The sequence below is a fragment of the Paraburkholderia sp. TE9906 genome, from assembly GCF_056279605.1.
The window spans coordinates 49,916-68,362 of record NZ_JBWCCT010000007.1 but is presented as its reverse complement, the minus strand read 5'-3'; the positions used below and the strand labels follow the sequence as shown (position 1 = coordinate 68,362).

At 60.4% G+C, this 18,447-nt stretch carries 15 protein-coding genes; 9 read left to right on the top strand and 6 right to left on the bottom strand.

What is annotated here, in order from left to right; genetic code table 11:
* The first annotated feature begins 305 nt into the window (after window positions 1-305).
* Window positions 306-1,880, top strand: a complete 1,575-nt coding sequence (locus tag ACZ9H4_RS19945) for a methyl-accepting chemotaxis protein (RefSeq protein ID WP_476120476.1) — start codon at window positions 306-308, stop codon at window positions 1,878-1,880.
* Between the two features lie 69 nt (window positions 1,881-1,949).
* On the opposite strand, the gene ACZ9H4_RS19940 is transcribed toward ACZ9H4_RS19945, so the two are convergent.
* Window positions 1,950-2,387: a carboxymuconolactone decarboxylase family protein gene (locus ACZ9H4_RS19940; RefSeq protein ID WP_408143745.1), complete on the bottom strand. Its 438-nt coding sequence runs from the start codon at window positions 2,385-2,387 to the stop codon at window positions 1,950-1,952.
* Between the two features lie 590 nt (window positions 2,388-2,977).
* Between ACZ9H4_RS19940 and ACZ9H4_RS19935 the strand changes: the two genes are divergently transcribed.
* From ACZ9H4_RS19935 to ACZ9H4_RS19910, 6 genes are all read left to right on the top strand, one after another.
* Entirely contained in the window at window positions 2,978-3,640 is a 663-nt protein-coding gene (locus tag ACZ9H4_RS19935) for a glutathione S-transferase family protein (RefSeq protein WP_476120474.1), read from the top strand.
* Window positions 3,641-3,796: 156 nt separating this feature from the next.
* The gene (argC, locus tag ACZ9H4_RS19930; RefSeq protein ID WP_476120472.1) at window positions 3,797-4,774 is read left to right on the top strand and encodes an N-acetyl-gamma-glutamyl-phosphate reductase; all 978 of its coding nucleotides are present in this window, start codon (window positions 3,797-3,799) and stop codon (window positions 4,772-4,774) included.
* Between the two features lie 106 nt (window positions 4,775-4,880).
* The gene (locus ACZ9H4_RS19925) at window positions 4,881-5,675 is read left to right on the top strand and encodes a hypothetical protein (RefSeq protein ID WP_476120806.1); all 795 of its coding nucleotides are present in this window, start codon (window positions 4,881-4,883) and stop codon (window positions 5,673-5,675) included.
* Between the two features lie 285 nt (window positions 5,676-5,960).
* Window positions 5,961-6,398 (top strand): DUF695 domain-containing protein, encoded by a 438-nt coding sequence (locus tag ACZ9H4_RS19920; RefSeq protein WP_476120470.1) that lies wholly within the window; start codon window positions 5,961-5,963, stop codon window positions 6,396-6,398.
* A gap of 209 nt (window positions 6,399-6,607) precedes the next feature.
* Window positions 6,608-7,846 (top strand): HNH endonuclease, encoded by a 1,239-nt coding sequence (locus tag ACZ9H4_RS19915; RefSeq protein WP_476120468.1) that lies wholly within the window; start codon window positions 6,608-6,610, stop codon window positions 7,844-7,846.
* A gap of 432 nt (window positions 7,847-8,278) precedes the next feature.
* A complete protein-coding gene (locus tag ACZ9H4_RS19910) occupies window positions 8,279-8,653 on the top strand; it encodes a hypothetical protein (RefSeq protein ID WP_476120466.1) in 375 nt (124 codons plus the stop codon).
* Window positions 8,654-9,429: 776 nt separating this feature from the next.
* Here ACZ9H4_RS19910 and ACZ9H4_RS19905 read toward each other — a convergent pair.
* Window positions 9,430-11,640, bottom strand: coding sequence for a xanthine dehydrogenase family protein molybdopterin-binding subunit (locus ACZ9H4_RS19905; protein WP_476120464.1), 2,211 nt, complete (start codon window positions 11,638-11,640; stop codon window positions 9,430-9,432).
* A gap of 2 nt (window positions 11,641-11,642) precedes the next feature.
* Window positions 11,643-12,104, bottom strand: coding sequence for a (2Fe-2S)-binding protein (locus ACZ9H4_RS19900; protein WP_331601960.1), 462 nt, complete (start codon window positions 12,102-12,104; stop codon window positions 11,643-11,645).
* Window positions 12,105-12,289: 185 nt separating this feature from the next.
* Here ACZ9H4_RS19900 and ACZ9H4_RS19895 point away from each other — a divergent pair, with 185 nt between their 5' ends.
* Complete coding sequence (locus tag ACZ9H4_RS19895) at window positions 12,290-13,234, top strand: AraC family transcriptional regulator (RefSeq protein WP_476120461.1); 945 nt, start codon at window positions 12,290-12,292, stop codon at window positions 13,232-13,234.
* A gap of 295 nt (window positions 13,235-13,529) precedes the next feature.
* Here ACZ9H4_RS19895 and ACZ9H4_RS19890 read toward each other — a convergent pair whose 3' ends face one another.
* Both ACZ9H4_RS19890 and ACZ9H4_RS19885 read right to left on the bottom strand, forming a co-directional pair.
* Window positions 13,530-14,471 (bottom strand): LysR substrate-binding domain-containing protein, encoded by a 942-nt coding sequence (locus tag ACZ9H4_RS19890; RefSeq protein ID WP_476120458.1) that lies wholly within the window; start codon window positions 14,469-14,471, stop codon window positions 13,530-13,532.
* 25 nt (window positions 14,472-14,496) lie between these two features.
* A complete protein-coding gene (locus ACZ9H4_RS19885; RefSeq protein ID WP_408143728.1) occupies window positions 14,497-15,825 on the bottom strand; it encodes an MFS transporter in 1,329 nt (442 codons plus the stop codon).
* Between the two features lie 243 nt (window positions 15,826-16,068).
* Here ACZ9H4_RS19885 and ACZ9H4_RS19880 point away from each other — a divergent pair, with 243 nt between their 5' ends.
* Window positions 16,069-16,887 carry a class II aldolase/adducin family protein gene (locus ACZ9H4_RS19880; RefSeq protein ID WP_408143726.1) on the top strand — a complete coding sequence of 273 codons (819 nt, stop codon included), beginning with the start codon at window positions 16,069-16,071 and terminating at the stop codon, window positions 16,885-16,887.
* A 94-nt stretch (window positions 16,888-16,981) separates the two neighbouring features.
* Here ACZ9H4_RS19880 and ACZ9H4_RS19875 read toward each other — a convergent pair whose 3' ends face one another.
* Window positions 16,982-18,388, bottom strand: a complete 1,407-nt coding sequence (locus ACZ9H4_RS19875; protein WP_476120456.1) for a class II fumarate hydratase — start codon at window positions 18,386-18,388, stop codon at window positions 16,982-16,984.
* Between the last annotated feature and the right edge of the window lie 59 nt (window positions 18,389-18,447).

Sequence of the window (18,447 nt, the reverse complement as noted above, 5' to 3'; positions counted from 1 at the left end):
CTCGTCGAAGACACAAGCAGCCGTTGCACCGCGTTCTGCGCGCCCCCTCTCTCTGTGCGCAATCACGCGCCACCCACCTGTTGCGCGTTTACGTCGCGTGTCTCCGATTTATTTTGTCACCTAAGCGCCCATCGCTATACTTTCCATATGTGGTTATATGTTCCATATAAGGAACATAAAGCTGCCCAAAACGACAATACATGGACCATGAGAAAGGCGCCGGAGACCGTCCGCCTTTCGCCCGTGCGCCGGGGCCGCACATCATGAGCCAGAGCGCGAGACCAGCCAGAACGACAACCACCACGATGACCAAAAACCTGACGATCAATCTACGGATCGCGATCACGATCGCGTTTCTCGGCGTGCTGCTGATTGCCACCGGCGCGCTCGGCATGCTCGGCATGAGCGAAAGCAACCAGGCGCAGCGCGATGCGTACACGGTGCATTTCGCGTCGGTGGTGGCGCTGGGCAAATCGGGCACGGCGATGTCGCGGGCACGCTTCGGGCTCGACTGGGCGATGAGCAATCCGCATTCGCCGCAGTTGGATGCGCAACTCGAACGTGCGCGCATGCTGCTCGGCGAGTCGGACAAGTGGTGGAACACCTTCCGCGATCTGCCGAAAACGCCCGAACTGCAACGTCTCACCGGCGACCTCGACACGAAGCGCACCGCCGTGCGGCGCGACGGCATCGACAGACTGATCGAGGCGATCCGCGGCGGCGACGCGAGCTGGATGGACGAAAGCCGCGCGAATCAGCTGATCGGCCTCTATACGGCGATGAATACGAGCCAGGGCGCGCTGGAAGACTATCTGAACCACCAGGCGAGCGACGCGAACGAGCGCTCGGCTGCGCTCTTTCATGCGCTGCTGCTCGCGTGCCTTGGCAGCGTGCTGGTGGGGTTGACGGTGGCGTTCATCAGCTGGCGCATGCTGCGCCGCGCGATCATGACGCCGCTGAACGACGCGCTGCGCCAGTTCGATGCGATCGCCGCCGGTGAGTTGACGACCCGCGTGCCGATTCGTTCGAACGACGAAATGGCGATGCTGCTGCGCGGCGTCGCGTCGATGCAGGACAAGCTCGGCGCGACTGTCACCACCGTGCGCGCCGGTTCGCATTCGATTGCCTCATCGACGCAGCAGATCGCCGCGGGCAATCTCGATCTGTCGCAACGCACCGAGGAGCAGGCCGCGTCGCTCGAACAGACCGCCGCGGCGATGGAGCAGCTCACCTCCACCGTGCAGTTGAACGCGGAGAACGCGCACCACGCGAGCGAACTGGCGTCGCGCGCGTCGGAGATGGCCGCGCGCGGGCGCGATTCGGTCGGCAGCATGGTCGAGACGATGCGGGTGATTCACGCGGGTTCGTCGAAGATGACTGGCATCATCACCGCGATCGAAGGGATCGCGTTTCAGACGAATATCCTCGCACTGAATGCCGCGGTCGAAGCGGCGCGCGCCGGAGAGGAAGGGCGTGGTTTCGCGGTGGTGGCAGGCGAGGTGCGCAGCCTCGCGCAACGCTCGGCGGCGGCCGCGAAGGAAATCGGCTCGCTGATCGCGGAGTCGACCGCGCGCGTGCAAAGCGGCGCGGGCCTCGTCGACGAAGCCGGCGGCACGATGCAGGAGATCGAAGCCGCGATCGGGCGTGTCGCGCGTATCGTCGGCGAGATCGCGGCGGCGTCGAAAGAGCAGAGCGAGGGTATCCGCCAGGTGAGCCTCGCCGTCACGCAGATGGACGAGGTCACGCAGCACAATGCGGCGCTGGTCGAGGAAAGCGCCGCGACCGCGAACTCGCTCGCGGATCAGGCGCGGCAATTGAGCGAATTGACCGCGGCCTTCAAGGTCGCGAATGAGGCGGCGCTGCGCGAACCGTCGTTCTGAATCTCGCCGTCGTAGAGATGCAGCGACGCAGCGACGTAGCGATGTAGCGACGTTCAGACCACCGCCGCTTCAGCCCGGCAGCTTGCGAAACGAAATTGCAAAGCGGTTCCACGCGTTGATCGCCGACACCAGCAGCGTCAGGTCGACCAGTTCCTCGTCGCTGAAATGCGGGCGCACTGCGTTCCACACCGCGTCCGGCACATGCTCTTGCGACACCAGCGTCAGCGCCTCGGTCCATTCGAGCGCGGCGCGTTCGCGATCCGTGAAGAACGGCGTTTCGCGCCATACCACCACGGTCGCGAGACGGCGCTCGGTTTCGCCGCCCTTGCGGGCATCGGTGGTGTGCATGTCGACACAATACGCACAGCCGTTGATTTGCGACGCACGCAGACGCACCAGTTCGGTCAGCGATTTTTCGAGCGCCGATTTGCCGATGCGCTCTTCGACGCCGATCAGCGCCTTGATCGCGGCGGGGTTGGCTTTGTAGAAGTCGAGACGTTGTTCCATGATTCACTCCTGAGTCGGGTTGGACGCATTCCGTGGTGCGATGGAGGTAGCTTAGTCCGATGACTGGATTCTCAAAATGACCGATTCTGGTTATTTTTAGGTGACCACTTGAGACTGACGCCAGCGCGCCGCCGCGGCCTGCGAGCGTCCTTGCCCCTTATCGCGGCAAACCACCGGAATGAGGAGAGTCGTGAGATTCGCTGTCAGTCACAGACTTTCGGAGCTCTCATGGTGGGGCGGACCGACGATTGTGAAGACGCGTTGCTCGCCGGGAAAGTCTGCTTTTTGACTTCTGGCAGCTGGCATTTCCCTGGCGAAAGCCGATACCTGAGCTGCGCAGCTAGAGTGCAGTTTTCCGATAAGGAAGCTGAGTATCGAGTCGATATTGCCGGCCGCTTTGGATTGGCTAGGGATGTGCGGCACGACGGGACGGGGGATGCCTGCCGACGAACTTCAGGAATCGGCCATGAAGGGACACTCAACCTCGGCGCGGAAACCGTTGACAATTCTGCCGCCTGCGAACGCCGATCGGCGGCACCGAACTGACGGTTGCAGGCTTCGTTAAAATTACTGTCGTATCCGCGCCTCTTATGCGCGACTGGGGCGATGCTGTGCCGACAACTGAAGTGGTAAAACTATACGGAGCCGCATGGAGTGTCTATGTGCGGATCGTCCGGCTTGCGCTGGAAGAGAAGCAGGCCAAATATGACCTGGTCGAAGTGGATGTCTTCGCGGAGACGGGAGTTCCGCAGGAGCATTTGACGCGTCACCCGTTCGGCCGTATTCCGGCCTTCGAGCATGGCGATTTCCAACTTTACGAGACAGGCGCGATTGTTCGCTATATCGACGACGCTTTTCCCGGATGCAAACTGCAACCGACAGATCCGAGAGACCGCGCCAAGGTAAACCAGATCGTTGGAATCCTGGACGCCTATGCATATCGAACGCTAGTTTGGGACATATACGTTGAACGCGTGGTTTCAGCTCGCGAAGGCCGGTTAGCAGATGAGCGGAAGATCGCCGCCGCCCTGCCGCGTGCCGCAGTATGTCTAGCTGAATTGACCCGGTTGTCCGACGACAGAGAGTTTCTGATCGGCAGTGACGTGACAATTGCCGATCTGTACGCCGCACCAATGTTCGCATGCTTCATGCAGGCACCTGAAGCCGTTTCATTAATGGAAGGGCACGAAAAATTGACTTGCTGGTGGCAGCGATTCGCCGCTCGCCACAGCATGTCCCGAACAACGCCATGAGCAGCCACGTGCGGCGCGCAACGGCCAATAGCCGTCATTCGAGGCGTCCGCCTAGATCGTCGACGATCGGCCGATGTAAGAATGGGCCCGTCTTGCTCGCGTTTCGCATTGCCATAGAATGGACTTCCTAGATCACTCCGGTAGAGGGAAAATACGATGAGCATTCGCGTTGGGGTTGTGGGGATCAGCGGCTTTGGCGGTGGTGAGGCGATGCGTCTCATCGCAAGCCACCCGTCTTTCGAGCTAGTCTACGCCGCGGGCGAAGGCAGCGCGGGTAGCCGGTTGGCCGACCGTTTCCCCGGTGTGCCGGCGAGGCTCGCCGAGCTAGTTATCCAGAAGTGGGATCCGGCGACCCTGCCAAAACTCGACGTACTGTTTGCGTCTCTGCCCACGGGTGCGTCGGCCGAGGCGCTGGCTCGCGTTCCACGCGAGGTGAAGATCGTCGACATTGGCGGTGATCACCGATACGTCGAAGGTTGGGTGTATGGCCTCGCCGACGTCTGGCCAAGCCAGATAGAGGGGCAGCTCCGCATCGCCAAACCCGGCTGCTTCCCCGTGGCCACGCTGAATGCCTTGGCGCCCCTTCTTGTGGACAAGCTGATTGAGCCTGCGAATATTGTGATTGATGCCAAGACCGGCATCTCGGGTGCTGGTCGGGGAGGCGCCGACAGCAAGTTCGGCTACGCGGAGACCAACGAAAATTTGGTGCCCTACGGTCTGCTTAAGCACGTCCATATGCCCGAGATTGCCAAGACGATTGAGCAGCTGAGTGGCGGCAGTGCGGCCGGATTAGTCTTCACGCCACACTTAGTGCCGATGACTCGCGGCGTGCTCGTGACCGCCTATTGCCGTGGCCGCGCGACCACGGAACAGTGCCTGGATGCAGCCCGACGCTTCTACGCTGGGCGCGCGCTCGTCCGCGTGACCGACAAGCCGCCGCAGACCAAATGGGCTACCGGTTCGAGCCTCGCGTTCGTCAGCTACGCTGCTGACCCAGAACGCAACTTGGTGATCGCTATGGGCGTGGTCGACAATTTGGGTAAGGGCGCTGCCGGTCAGGCGGTTCAGAACGCGAACCTAATATGCGGCTTGCCCGAAACCGCAGGGCTGGACGGCGTACCTGTCTGGCCGTGAGCAACGTCTGTTGCCGCAGGCTCTTCAGAGCAGTAACGCAGACGAGAAGCAGAACCGCCGAATCGGGCGCAGGTATGATCCCACTTTAAACCCGCTCAATTTCGGCATGCTTGCGCTCAAACTCACGCTTGTCCCGCTGTTCTTGCTTGTCGTTTCGATGTCGGGTAAACGGTGGGGGCCATCGATTGCAGGCTGGTTGGCCGGTCTGCCTGTGGTTGCTGGCCCCATACTCTTCATCCTCGTGCTCGCGCATGGCCCAGTCTTCGGGGCGCGTGCTGCAACGCTTTCCCTCTCCGCGATCCTCGCGTCAGAAGCATTCAATTTCGCGTATGCGTGGACCTGCCGCTCGCGTACGTGGCCAGTTGCACTAGTTGTCGGGCTCACCGCGTGGTTTATATCCGCCTGTGGTCTATCAACGTTGCCAACTTCACCTACGTGGGCCGCAATCGCCGCCCTCGCGGCCGTGTGCTTCGGTCAGTCGTTCTTGCCGCGCAGCTCGACCATCGCAGCGGGCGCACCACTCACCCGTTCCGACCTGATAGGTAGGATGGTTGCCGGCGCGGTTCTGACCGTACTGGTTACCTCGTTGTCCGGATGGGCAGGGCCGGCATGGAGCGGTCTGCTCGCAGTATTTCCACTGCTTGGAATCGTCCTATCGGTGTCGTCACACCGTGCACATGGGTCCGCGTTTGTGATTTCGCTGCTTCGGGGCATGGTGCTTGGCAGGTTCTCGTTTGCAGCATTTTGTCTGCTGCTTTCATTCTGTCTGCCTTACCAGCGTCCACTTGTGGCCTTCGCCGAGGCGTCAGCCTTGGCAATGATCGTGCAATGGAGCACCAAGCGAATGGCAACGATGCAGCGCGTAAAAATCGTGAAGCCGGACGTCGTTGCTACGGACTGAGGTTTCAGCATAGCTGCTCTGGTCGAGTGCCCGCTGAGCGTCCGTTCTGAGGTAAATCGACCGTCCCTTGTGGGTCGCTCTATGCCGCTTGCATGGAAGGCCGCACCTGCGGCGATCGCCACGCTTGGTCGTCGGGCGCTACCGGCCATTTCCGGACACTCGGCAGTACTGGTTAGATCGTGAGCAATCGGTTATCGTCAGAGGATAAAACGACGAAACTGAGGGTTCCCCATTTGCTTGAAGCAGATACAAAGATAAAAAAACTTTGAAAGCCAAGGAGCATTGGTGACTAACGACATGACAGAGACTGTGTGGGCAACGGCAACATCACGGAATGCAAGCAATGGTCGCATAATCATCCTTCGATACATCAACGATTTTGGAAAAACTTTCGATCGTCTCGATTATCCGATCCGAGTCATAATTGCGTGGCAATACGAATCGGAAACAGGAATGCCGTCGACCGACGTGCGAGAATGGATGGACGCCACGGAGGACGCACTGAATCCAGTAGTTGAAAAAGATAGGTTTGCAACCCTCGCTCTCGTTTCTACCGGAGAAAACTTGAGAGAGTGGACATACTACGTGTGCTCTGAAACCGAGTTTCTGGCTAGCCTTAATCAGGCATCGGCTGATCGTCCAACTGTTCCCATCGATATTCACATCTGCGAGGACAAACAATGGGCGATGTACGATGAATTCAAGCGCAACGTACGGGAGTAATTCTCTCCGGCGGGATTGTCCCAATGTCTGACCTCAGAATTGCAGTTGTCTGTTAAGGATCGAACGGAGCCAATATGCCTCGGACAGAATTCGGCCAGAGAGGGACACTCGACGACCTGGGACAGATCGTCGACAATCGATCACCAGCCGAATTATTGATCACGCCGTATTACATTTTTCGCCGATACAAGAAATCGTAGAGACGCTCGATGACCAAATATCAGCCACTTGCAGAACACTTGGCCGCGCAATCCGTCAGTGAAGTGACACTCTCGTTTAATGATGTGGAGAAAATAATCGGCGAGGAACTGCCACCGACCGCTGACCGATTTAAACCATTTTGGGCAAACTCTCGAACCAAGGATGGTCATCCGGGGCGATTCTGGATGGAGAAAGGCTGGCGGCAGGTAGGGCTGGACCAAGCCAATCGACTCGTCACATTCAGACGATCAGATGCCTGGCCAACAGAATCACTGGAGAGCCTTGAGCCAGTATCGAAGGACACGCTTTACGATCTTTTACGCGAAGCAGGCGTGTCGACTGATGGTTGGAATGAAGACTTCAAGTCAAATCCTAATTTTTGCTACGAATGGTGCTTCGGATCGTTGACCGAAGGCTTCGTGCTTTGTCTCTGGTACAGCGAATTCAAGATCAACGAGGACGGGTGGATTTACTTCGATCGGAATGCTCGTGTTGAGAAAGAGGAACGGACCAGAATAGCCAGCAATCCCGGACTGGATACAAAGGTGCGCAATCGGGCAAAGACCCAAGCGCAGCGCGGAGCGGCATTGGACGATGCCATTCGGGAGTCTTATGAGCGGCGACTTCCAGTGCGAGTAATTGTTGGCGCGGGAAAACGCCCAGAGGGCGAAGAGCGGGCCGAGCGCGCAGCGAAGGTTGAAAAGCGCTATCTAGACGGCCAGGAGTGGTACGTTCACTCTTACGATTTTTCCAGCGGGGCATGCGTGATCGTACGTGGGATCGAAAAGCCCGTCGATGGCAATGTCGATCAAACCAACAAAGACGAGGGCCCTTACGACGAGGTACAGAACCGCGCCATCAAGACACGCCGTGGTCAGGCAAAATTCCGACGCGCGCTTTTGGACGCGTATCGAACGCGGTGTGCCGTCACGGGCTCACGGATTGAGGAACTTTTGGAAGCTGCGCATATCGTCCCACACTCGTTGGTCACGGACTACAACTTGCGCAATGGACTGCTACTCAGAGCAGACATCCACACTTTGTTTGACCTCTATCTGCTGTCCGTCGATTCACGATCGATCGTTCATGTCGCACCCCAGCTCCGACTGACTGACTATGGGAAGTACGACGGTAAGTCGCTAGCGGTCGTACCAGATCGCTTCACTGACGCTCCTGCTGCGGACGCGCTCGACAAGCACTATTCGGCGTATGTAGAGATGCAGCGGCAAAAAAGGGCAGTGACTTAGCGACCGAGAGTTCGGCTGGGTAAAATTTTCATAGGGAAAACCGGACGGGACCAGGATGATCGAATTTCAACCTCTCGAAATCATCGAGTATCTTTTAGACATCACCAGAAACTACGCGCCAAGATGAACTCAATCAAAAAAATGCCGACGATTAAGTACATTCCTGATCTTCTTGGAAATATCGAGGGATTAAAGCGGCATTCATTTATTTGTGTATTCGTTCAAGACCCAGCACTGTCTGAAGATGATAGAAAGTTACGATCATGGCTTCTTCATACAGTGTCGAGCGCATCAAGACATTACTCGAAAGCTTGAGAACTAGTCGAGCGGCAAGATAATGCGGATCAGTCAAGAGATGGAGGTGCAGTATTCCATATACTTGATGTCTCGGAGCAGATAGAGGATTGTGTTACTGCTACGTTTCGAGCTTGCATGGCAATCATGAGGTTAGATTCGTCGCAAGCAGCTCAGGAATTTTGTAAGCATCACAAAAATTCAATTGCGGAATTGCGCTCCATACGAAACCAGTTTGACCACATGCATTCTCAAGTCACTGCCGGTGAAACTGGCGGCGGCCCAATATCCATTATTTTCGCCGACGAGGGAAAATCTATCAGATTTAGAAAACTGAGCATGGAAACTTCTGCGCTTCATTCGATTATTGATGGAACATTTCGAGTAGTGGCTAGCCTGTACCCTGCCTTTAACGTGAATTCGGCAAAAGAAGCTGGAGGACCAATGAAACTTACCATGAGCGCCTCTATTACGATCACGGATGCCAACGGGACCCAACGACAAATTGGCTAGTGCGTCACCGGATAGTCTTTCGGCGCAAATGGTGCGCTCCTGCCGCGAGCGGACACGGTGCCTCTATTGCGGACTAAAACAACATCTGCGGTCAGGCAACTACTCACCGAAGTCGGGTTGCGAACGCCAGCTTTCGAGACAGGCGAATGTCCCTTGTGGGTCGATTGTCGACTCCAGGCCAAGGCAAGCCACACCATGTCAGGGTTCCGCTAATAACTCTGGATGCCGCTAACTTCGGCTCCCGACCCGATATCCAAACCCAGTTTTTTTTAACCGTCAGTGCCCACACTCATAACGCCAGCCCGCCAGCCCGCCAGCCCGCCAGCCCGCCAGCCCGCCAGCCCGCCAGAGCGTGAACCTCGAATCTTACTGTGGGAATGGCACGATCAGCACCGCCGTGTAGCTATGCTTGAGAGCATTGGGTCCATTGATTCGCGCGTAGGAGCGTAGAAGGCATCCGTAGAGACCTGTTGGGCCTACCAGCAAGGTCACGACTCACCCGTTTACGCCAGCACATCGAATGGCCTGAACAGGAGAGTTGTCCGTAAAAACGCTCCGCCGGCTCACCGAAGTCAACAGGACCTAGACAGAGTCAGCGGAATCAATCACGACTTTTTCCGAGCTGCAATGGTGTTCCTGTCTCAGCACGTACATAGATTTGTTGGTTGGTTCATCGGTTTTCAGTTGATACAGGAAAGCGGTCTGAGCATGCCAATTAAAACCGCCGTCCCCCGGCGGGGTACGGCGTACGTCGAACGGTCCTGAAGAAACGGCCGTCAGGCGCTCTTTTCCGCAGCGCCCGGAAACGGCAAGCTGTGAAGCCGTTTGCCCGTGGCTGCGAAAATCGCATTCGCGACCGCCGGCCCGACCGGCGCGACCCCCGGCTCGCCGACGCCGGTCGGCGCTTCGCCGGACTGCACGATATGTACTTCGACCTTCGGCATTTCGGCAATCCGCAGCACCTGGTAGCCGTCGAAGTTGTTCTGCTCGACCTTGCCGTCCTTCAGCGTGATCGCGCTGTGCAACGCCGCGCCGAGACCGAAGCCGATACCGCCTTCCATCTGTGCGACGATGACGTCGGGATTGATCGGTGTCCCGCAATCCACCGCACAGACGACGCGTTCCACTTTCACGTTACCCTCGTTGTCGACGGAGACTTCCGCGACCTGCGCGACGAACGTCTTGAACGCCTCGGCCACCGCGATGCCGCGCCCGCGGCCTTTCGGCAACGGTTTGGCCGGATCCCAGCCCGCTTTCTCCGCGGCGAGTTCGAGCACGGCGCGCATGCGCGGTTCCTGAACGAGCAGATCGCGGCGGAAGACGAACGGGTCCTTGCCCGCGGCGTGTGCGGCTTCGTCGATGAACGCCTCGACCGCGAATGCCGTGTGCGAGCTGCCCACTACCCGCCACCACAACACCGGCACGCCGGTCTGCGTGGTCGTCAGTTCGACCGAGATGTTCGGAATCGCGTAGGCCACGTTAGCGGCCCCCTCGACGGACGTCCCGTCGATCCCGTTTTTGACCATCACGCTTGCGAACGGCGTGCCTGCAAGGATCGACTGACCGACGATGCGATGTCGCCAGGCGATGAGCTTGCCGTCGGCGCTCAGACCCGCGTCGAGCTTGTGGAAGTACATCGGCCGGTAGAGGCCGCCGTGGATATCGTCCTCGCGGGTCCACTGCAGTTTGACCGGTGTGCCATTCGCACCCAGCGCCTTCGCGATCGACACGGCCTCGACGATATAGTCCGACTGCGTATTCGCGCGCCGCCCGAAGCTGCCGCCCGCATACAGCGTGTGAATCTTCACCTGCTGCGGATCGAGCCCGGCCGTGCGCGCGGCGTTGCCCTGGTCGACCGTCTGGAACTGGTCGCCAGCCCAGATCTCGCAGCTGCTGGCAGTGAGCTTGACGACGGCGTCGAGCGGCTCCATCGGCGCATGAGCGAGATACGGGAACGCGTAAGTAGCGGAAACCTTCTGCGCCGCGCCCGCGAGCGCCTGTGTCGCATCGCCTTCCTTGCGGGCAGATGCGCCGGACTGCTCGGCGAGTTGCCGGTACTCGGTCATGATCGCGTCCGAGCTGCGCTTTTCGGCCTTCGAATCTTCCCATTCGACCTTCAGCGCATCGCGGCCCTGCTTCGCCGCCCAGAAGCCCTTCGCGACCACGGCAACGCCGCCCGGCACTTGCACGACCGAGACGACGCCCGGCACCGCTTTCGCGGCCGACGCATCGAATGACTTGACGGTCGCACCGAAAAGCGGCGGACGCTGCAGCAGCGCGACCAGCATGCCGGGAAACGTCACGTCGAGCGTGAATTGCGCGGTGCCGTCGGTTTTCGGCGGCACGTCGACGCGCGGCAACGGATGGCCGATCAAACGAAAATCCTTTGGCGATTTGAGTGTGACCTTGTCCGGCACCGGCAAGCGGGCGGCGGCCGACGCGAGCGAGCCGTAGGTCGCGGTCCGGTTCGTGGCCGCATGATGAACGCTGCCGTCACGCGTCGTCAGATCGGACGCGGGCACCTGCCACTGCGCAGCGGCGGCGGAGACCAGCATCGCGCGCGCTTTCGCGCCGGCTTCGCGCAATTGCATCCACGAGTTGGCCATCGCCGAACTGCCGCCCGTGCCCTGGATCGTACCGAACGCGAGATTCGCGTAGCGCTTCGCATCGGCGGGCGCGCTTTCGACACGCACGTCCTGCCAGTCCGCATCCAACTCTTCCGCGACGATCGTCGCGATGCCGGTGTACGCGCCCTGGCCCATCTCGACATGTTTGGCGATGACCGTGACGCTGTTGTCGGGCGCGACGCGCAGGAACGCATTGGGTGCGAACGTCGCCTCGGGCATCGTGGCAGCGAGCGCACGGCGCCCCGTGCCCGCCCACTCGAAGCCGACGGTGAGCCCGACTGCCGCGACGGAGCCGGCTGCTTTCAGAAAGGTCCGGCGGGATGGGCGTACCGCATCCGTAAGATCGAGATCGGTCGTCATGGTCAGGCCTTCAGGGTGGCAGCGGCTTCGTGGATGGCTGCGCGAATGCGGACATAGGTCGCACAGCGGCAGAGATTGCCGTTCATTGCGGCGTCGATGTCGGCGTCGGTGGGCGTGGCGTTATGTTCGAGCAAGGCCGTCGCGGACATGATCTGTCCGGACTGACAGTAGCCGCACTGCGGGACCTGCAGCTTGACCCATGCGGCCTGAATGGCTTTGGCGGGCCGGCTTTCGATGCCTTCGATGGTCGTGATGCGCTTGCCCGCGACGGCGGCGAGCGGCAGCACGCACGAACGGGTGGCTTCGCCTTCCAGATGAACCGTGCAGGCGCCGCATTGCGCCATGCCGCAGCCGAACTTCGTGCCGTGCAGGCCCGCGTTTTCGCGGATCGCCCAGAGGAGCGGCGTAGTAGGATCGGCATCGAGCGTAATGTTCTTGCCGTTGAGGACAAACGATGTGGACATGGAACCTCTCCGTGGGGAAAGCCCGAGCTTGGCGCCGGGTGTACGCGGCAGTGTGACCGACCGTCTGCCGTTACGCTTACACAATCCTGCAAAAATAGTGAACAATCCTGCAAATCGAGCAGGCCGGCGGTGGCTACCCGGCAGCGGCTCGGTATGCTCGATTCCATCAACGGGGTTCAATGCACATGAAACAGAATCCTTCCAGGCTCGATCCTTCGGCGTCGCACGAAACGGCACGCCGCGAACTCGCCGCGCTCATCAGCCGCTTCGCGCCGGTGGACGGCGCGCATCAGACGGCGATACCGTCGCTGACCTTCTACCGGTACGCGGCACCCGCGGATCTCGGTTGCGGCGTGACGAGCCCCGCGTTCGTGTTCGCGGCGCAAGGCGCCAAGCGGGTCGTGGTCGCGGGGCAGGCATACGAATACGATCATCTGCATTGCCTCGTGACGTCCGTCGATTTGCCCGTGATGTCGCGGGTGACACGGGCGTCGCCCGAAGCGCCTTATCTATGTGTGAAGTTCACGCTCGATCCGCAGCGCATCGTCGAACTGGCGACGCAGGTGCATCTGCCGGAACCGGATACCGCGTCGGCGGGCGAAGGCATCGCCGTAGGCTTGCTGTCGGCGCCGGTTTTCGATGCGGCGCTGCGGCTCGTGCGATTGCTCGATACTCCGGATGACATCCCCGTTCTCGCGCCGCTCATCGAGAAGGAATTGCTCTACCGGCTGATGACAGGCGAACAGGGGAAGCGACTGCGACAGATCGCCGTCAACGGGAGCCAGACGTACCGGATCGCGCGGGCGATCGAGTGGATCCAGAATCACTACACCGAACTGTTGCGGGTGGAGATGCTGGCGCAGCAGGTGAATATGAGCGTGTCGTCGCTCCATCATCATTTCAAGACCGTCACGACGCTGAGTCCGCTGCAGTATCAGAAGCAACTGCGGCTGCACGAGGCCCGGAAATTGTTACTCGGACAGCTCGGGGATGTCGGGTCGGTGGCGATCAGGGTCGGGTATGACAGCCCGTCGCAGTTCAGCCGTGAATATAGCCGGCTGTTTGGGGCGCCTCCGCTTCGCGACGTGGTGCAGCTAAGGCGCCGGAACGTGGTCGGGTTTGGAGAGTAGGGCTGGCGGTACCCAGAACCGGAATTTTTTGGAGTCGAAGCGATGGCCTCACGGCCCGATCAGGAAGAGAACGCCCCCTATCATGCGAGCGAAGAGGGTTGCTCACGATTCGCTTTAGTAACTTGACGACGAGCGGGCCAGGAAATACATAAGCTTTGCGTCACTTTTGGCGACGTCGTCGCTGCCGCTCGCTGCTCCGGCTTTTGTCAGACCGCTTCGAGTTGTCGTGCGATCGCTCGTGCCTGGGATAGCACGCCTTCGCCTATTCGCACCGACAGCGTTGCTCGACTTGAAGTTAGCGTTGCAGCGCTTCTTCCGGCAATGCGCGACGTTGCGCGCGATAACGCGTCATCTCCTCGTCCAGCCATGCGGCGAAGGCGACGAATGGCGCCCAGTCGCGCCGCTGCTCCGGGAACATCAGATAAGTCTTCTGCGCGTTAATGGCTGCATACCCGCCGACGCGCACCAACTGGCCCAACGCCAGCTCCTGCTCGATCAGCACGCGCGGCAATAGCGCGAGGCCCAGGCCCGCGACTGCTGCTCGAATCGCCATGATGAAGAAATCGAAGGAATGGTCACTGCCTTCGCGCGGCGTGTGTTCCGTGGCTTCATGCGCGGCGGCTTCGCTCCACGTCATCCACGCGGCGGGCAGATCGCGCGTGTGGATCCACGGCATCGCGACGATGTTCTGCGTGGCGAGTTCATCGGCCATCGATGGTGAGGCGACCATCCACACTTCGTCATCCGCCATCAGCACCTTGCTCGCGAGTCCCGGCAGCGGCGACTGCTCGAAGTGAATGGCGGCGTCGAAGTTGAGGTCGTGGAAGTACGTGGGTTGATCGCGGCCCGTGAGCCGCACCTGGATAGTCGGCTGCGCACGATGAAAACCCGGTAGCCGCGGCACCAGCCATTGCGCGCCGAAGGTGACGCCGACCGCGACGCGCAGAGTTGAGCGTTCGCGATTAGCGACGAGTTGCTGCGTGTCCTGACGAATCTGCTCGAGATTCACGCGGATGCGATGCGCGTAATCGGCGCCCGCATCGGTGAGCACCAGACGCTGGCTGACGCGCCGGAATAGTTCCACACCGAGGCTGGCTTCGAGCTCGTTGACCTTCTTGCAGATGGCGCCGTGCGTCTGCTGCAGTTCAGCGGCGGCCTTCGAGAAGCTTTGATGACGCGCCGACGCCTCGAAGGCCTGTAACGCCGTTAGGCTGGGAATTCCTCGACGCAATGACACGGGCGGATCTCCATGGGAAGTCCACTCATTTTAGCGCCATACTTGCGGCGGGCTCGCGGCGACGTTCGGGGTCGAGCGCGATCGCGAGCGCGGCGCCGATGGCCATCGCCACCGCGATGCCGATGAACGCGAGCTGAAACGTGCCGGTCGTATCGCGCACCCAGCCGATGAAATACGGCATCACAAAGCCCGACGATACGCCGATGCTCGTGATGAGCGCGATGCCCGCCGCCGCTGCGCGATCGGTGAGGATGTTTCGCGGCAACTGCCAGAATGTGCTGATGCTGCAGAAGCACGCGGACGTACCGATCGCCAGCACCGCGATGGTTGCGAGCGGCGACGAGAGATAGAGTGCACTGGCGAGCGCGACTGCCGACAGCAACATCGGCCCGGCGACGTCGCGCGCATGAATGCGCTTGTGACTGACGATGCGTCCCCACACGATCACGCTGACTACCGCGACCGCGAACGGCGCGGACGTGATCAGGCCGATCTGTGTGAGCGAGAAGTGCGCGCTGCCCTTGAAGGTCTTCACGACTTGCGGCAGGAAATAGAGCAGCCCGATAATGCCCGAGTTGATGCCGAAGTAAACCAGGCCCAAGCCCCAGACCTTGGGATTGGTGAGCGCGCGGCGCGCACTGCCAGGCTGCACGGCGGCGGACGCGGCCTGCTCTTCGCCCGCGAGCGCTGTGCGGATCGTCTGGCGCTCTTTCTCGCTCAGGCGTCGCCATGCGTGCGGACCGTCCGGCAGATAGAACCAGGCAACCACGCCGAGCACGATGGCGGGAAGGCCTTCGAGCAGGATCATTGCGCGCCAGCCGGTGACGCCGAACACGTTCGCATGCTCCATGATCCACGTCGACACGGGCGCGCCGATCATGCCGGTTAGTGGAATCGACATCGTGAAGAGCGACATCATCCAGACGCGATTGCGCGCGGGCATCCACAGCGTCAGGTAATAGACCATGCCGGGATACAGCCCCGCCTCGAACACGCCCAGTGTGAAGCGCGCAACATACAGCCATTGCGCGTTCGGCACGAAGCTCGTGAGCGACGACAGCAGACCCCAGCTCACGAGTATGCGCGCCATCCAGCGCCGCGCGCCGAAGCGATGCATGCACAGGTTGCTCGGCACTTCGCACAGGATGTAGCCCAGAAAGAACAGGCTCGCGGACAGCCCGTATTGCGCGGCGCTCATGCCGAGCTCGGCGTTCATCGTCAATGCCGCGTAGCCGACATTGGCGCGATCGAGCTGGTTGGCGACGTACATGAGCACCATCAGCGGCGCGAGCCGCCACACGATGCGCTTCATCAGATCGGGCGGCAACGCGCTCTGGGTATCGAGGGTCTGCATGTGGGTTGTCCGGGCAGGGGTGTTGTCGTAGCCTCATTTAGCACTAGTCGAATTTCCGTGACAATCCACGAAAAGTATCTGTCCTGTGACGCTTCGGCATAACCTCGCCCGAAGCCATGCGCGACGGGCCTTCGTGGCTCATGGTGCCGAAATTTCACATGACATTGCGCAAACCGCCATGGACGGCGGCACTTTTGGCGCACCAGAATGAGCATGTCCCGTTCCTTTCATCGAGAGTGCCGCATGTGCCTGGCCGACTCCAACGAGTATCAGATTCCCACTCCCATTGGCGGAGCGCTGCCCGTTCCGCGTGTCTATGAAGACCTCGAGACCGAGCGGCGGCATCGCAAGCTCAAACTCGCGGCGGCGTTCCGGCTGCTGGCGCGCTTCGGGCTGACGGAAGGTATCGCCGGTCACGTGACCATGCGCGATCCCGAGCATCACGACCGCTACTGGGTCAATCAATATGCGCAGCACTTCTCGATCATCCATCCCGACGATCTCATGTGCATCGACGACAAGGGCGCGGTGCACCACGGCAGTGGGCCGGTCAATGCGGCGGCGGTCGCGATTCATTGCGGGCTGCATCGCGTGAATCATGCGGCGGCGGCCGCCGTGCACACGCATACGACCTATGGACGTGCATTCGCCGCGCGCGAACGGCTGCTTGCGCCGATCAATCAGGAAGCGTGTCTGTTCTTCGAAAATCACGTGGTGTTTCGCGGCGATATCGTTGTGCTCGCCACCGACGAGGGCGCGCGTATTGCGCAGACAATGGGCGACTGCAAGGCCGCGATCCTGTTGAATCATGGCTTGCTAACGGTGGGATCGAACGTGGATTCGGCCGTGTATCGCTTCATCGCGATGGAGCGATGTGCGCAGGTGCAGTTGCTGGCCGAGGCGGCCGGCCCGCTCGAGCCGCTGAGCGCGGAGGAGGCGCGCGCGACGCGCCGGCATCTGGCGTCCGACTACGTCGCCTGGCTCGGCTTTCAAGGTTTATACAAGCAGATGCTGCGTGAACATGCGGACCTGAGTGACTACGCGCGCACGCTCGACGCCTAGTCGCTCATCAATGCGACGCGGCGCCCGGCTTATGTCCGGAGTGGCGCCAGGCTTCGATGCGGCCTGGACCGTGTGTTGTCCCTGGGGCGAAGACCTATCGCTTTGAAACGTTACCCGCGACGAGCTTGGCAGGGTCGACGAGTCGGTCGTATTCATCGCCGTCGAGAAGGCCGAGCGCAATCGCTGCCGCGCGAGGTGTGATGCGGTCGCGCAACGCCGTCTGCGTAATCTGCGCAACGCGGTCGTAACCGAGTACCGGATTGAGCGCAGTTACAGCGAGCAGTGACCGGTCGACGTTAGTCGCAAGCTGTTCACGATCCACTTCGATGCCGCGGACAAAGCGCCTTGCAAAAAGGACGGAGGAATCGGCAAGAACACGCAACGACTGAAGCAGGTTGTAGACGAGTACTGGTTTAGCGACGTTCAGCTCGAAGTTCCCGGATGCATTGGCTATGGTGATCGTTTGGTGGTTGCCGATGACCTGGAAGCACGCCTGCACGAGAACTTCCGCAATCGTCGGGTTGCGTTTGCCCGGCATGATCGAAGACGTCAGTCCGTCATCGGGAATCAGCAATTCTCCGAGACCACAGCGAGGGCCGGAAGCGAGGAACCGCATGTCGTTCGCGATTTTCAGAAGCGAAGTCGCGATCGTGTTCAATGCACCTGACAATTCCACCAGCGCGTCATGTGCCGCCATGCCCTCGAATTTATGTGCATTAGGGACAAACGATAAACCCGTAGTCTCCGCGAGCGTCGCACAGAAGAAACTGTCGAAGCCCGCGGGAGCGTTCAGTCCAGTGCCGGCAGCGGTGCCGCCTTGAGGCAGAACCAGGAGCCGGGGCAACGCATCGTCGATGCGAGCAAGCGCATGTGCCAGTTGGCGCTCGAAGGTGCCGAATGTCTGCCCCATCGTCATCGGCACGGCGTCCATCAGATGGGTGCGGGCGACTTTCAATACGTCGGCGAAGGCATGGCTGCGCTCGGCAAGCGCAGACCGGAGTTCATCCAGCGCTGGCCGCAAACGCCCGTTGACCTCGATCGCGGCTGCCACGTGCATCACCGTTGGAAAGCTGTCGTTCGATGATTGCGAGCGGTTGACGTGATCGTTGGGATGCACCGGCGTCCTGGTCCCAAGCGGTTGTCCGAGCAACTCGTTTGCCCGGTTCGCGATGACCTCGTTTGCGTTCATATTGGTCTGCGTACCGGACCCCGTCTGCCAGATCGTCAAGGGAAAATGGTCGTCCCATTTCCCCTCGTGCAGTTCAATCGCGGCCTTTTCGATCGCCGGGGCAAGCTCCGGTGCGAGCGCTCCACACTGCACGTTTGCACGTGCGGCCGCGTACTTCTGCAAGCCGAATGCGCGTATCAGTACAGTCGGGAAGCGCTCTTCACCGACTTCGAACAGACCGAGGGCGCGCTGCGTCTGTGCTCCCCAGTATCGATCCGACGGAATCTCGACGGGACCGAATGCGTCGTGTTCGATTCGCGATGGTGTGGTCATAGTTCGTAGCACAGTCTCATGATCAAGTTGAGCGGGGCACAGGCCCGCGCACCGCGGCG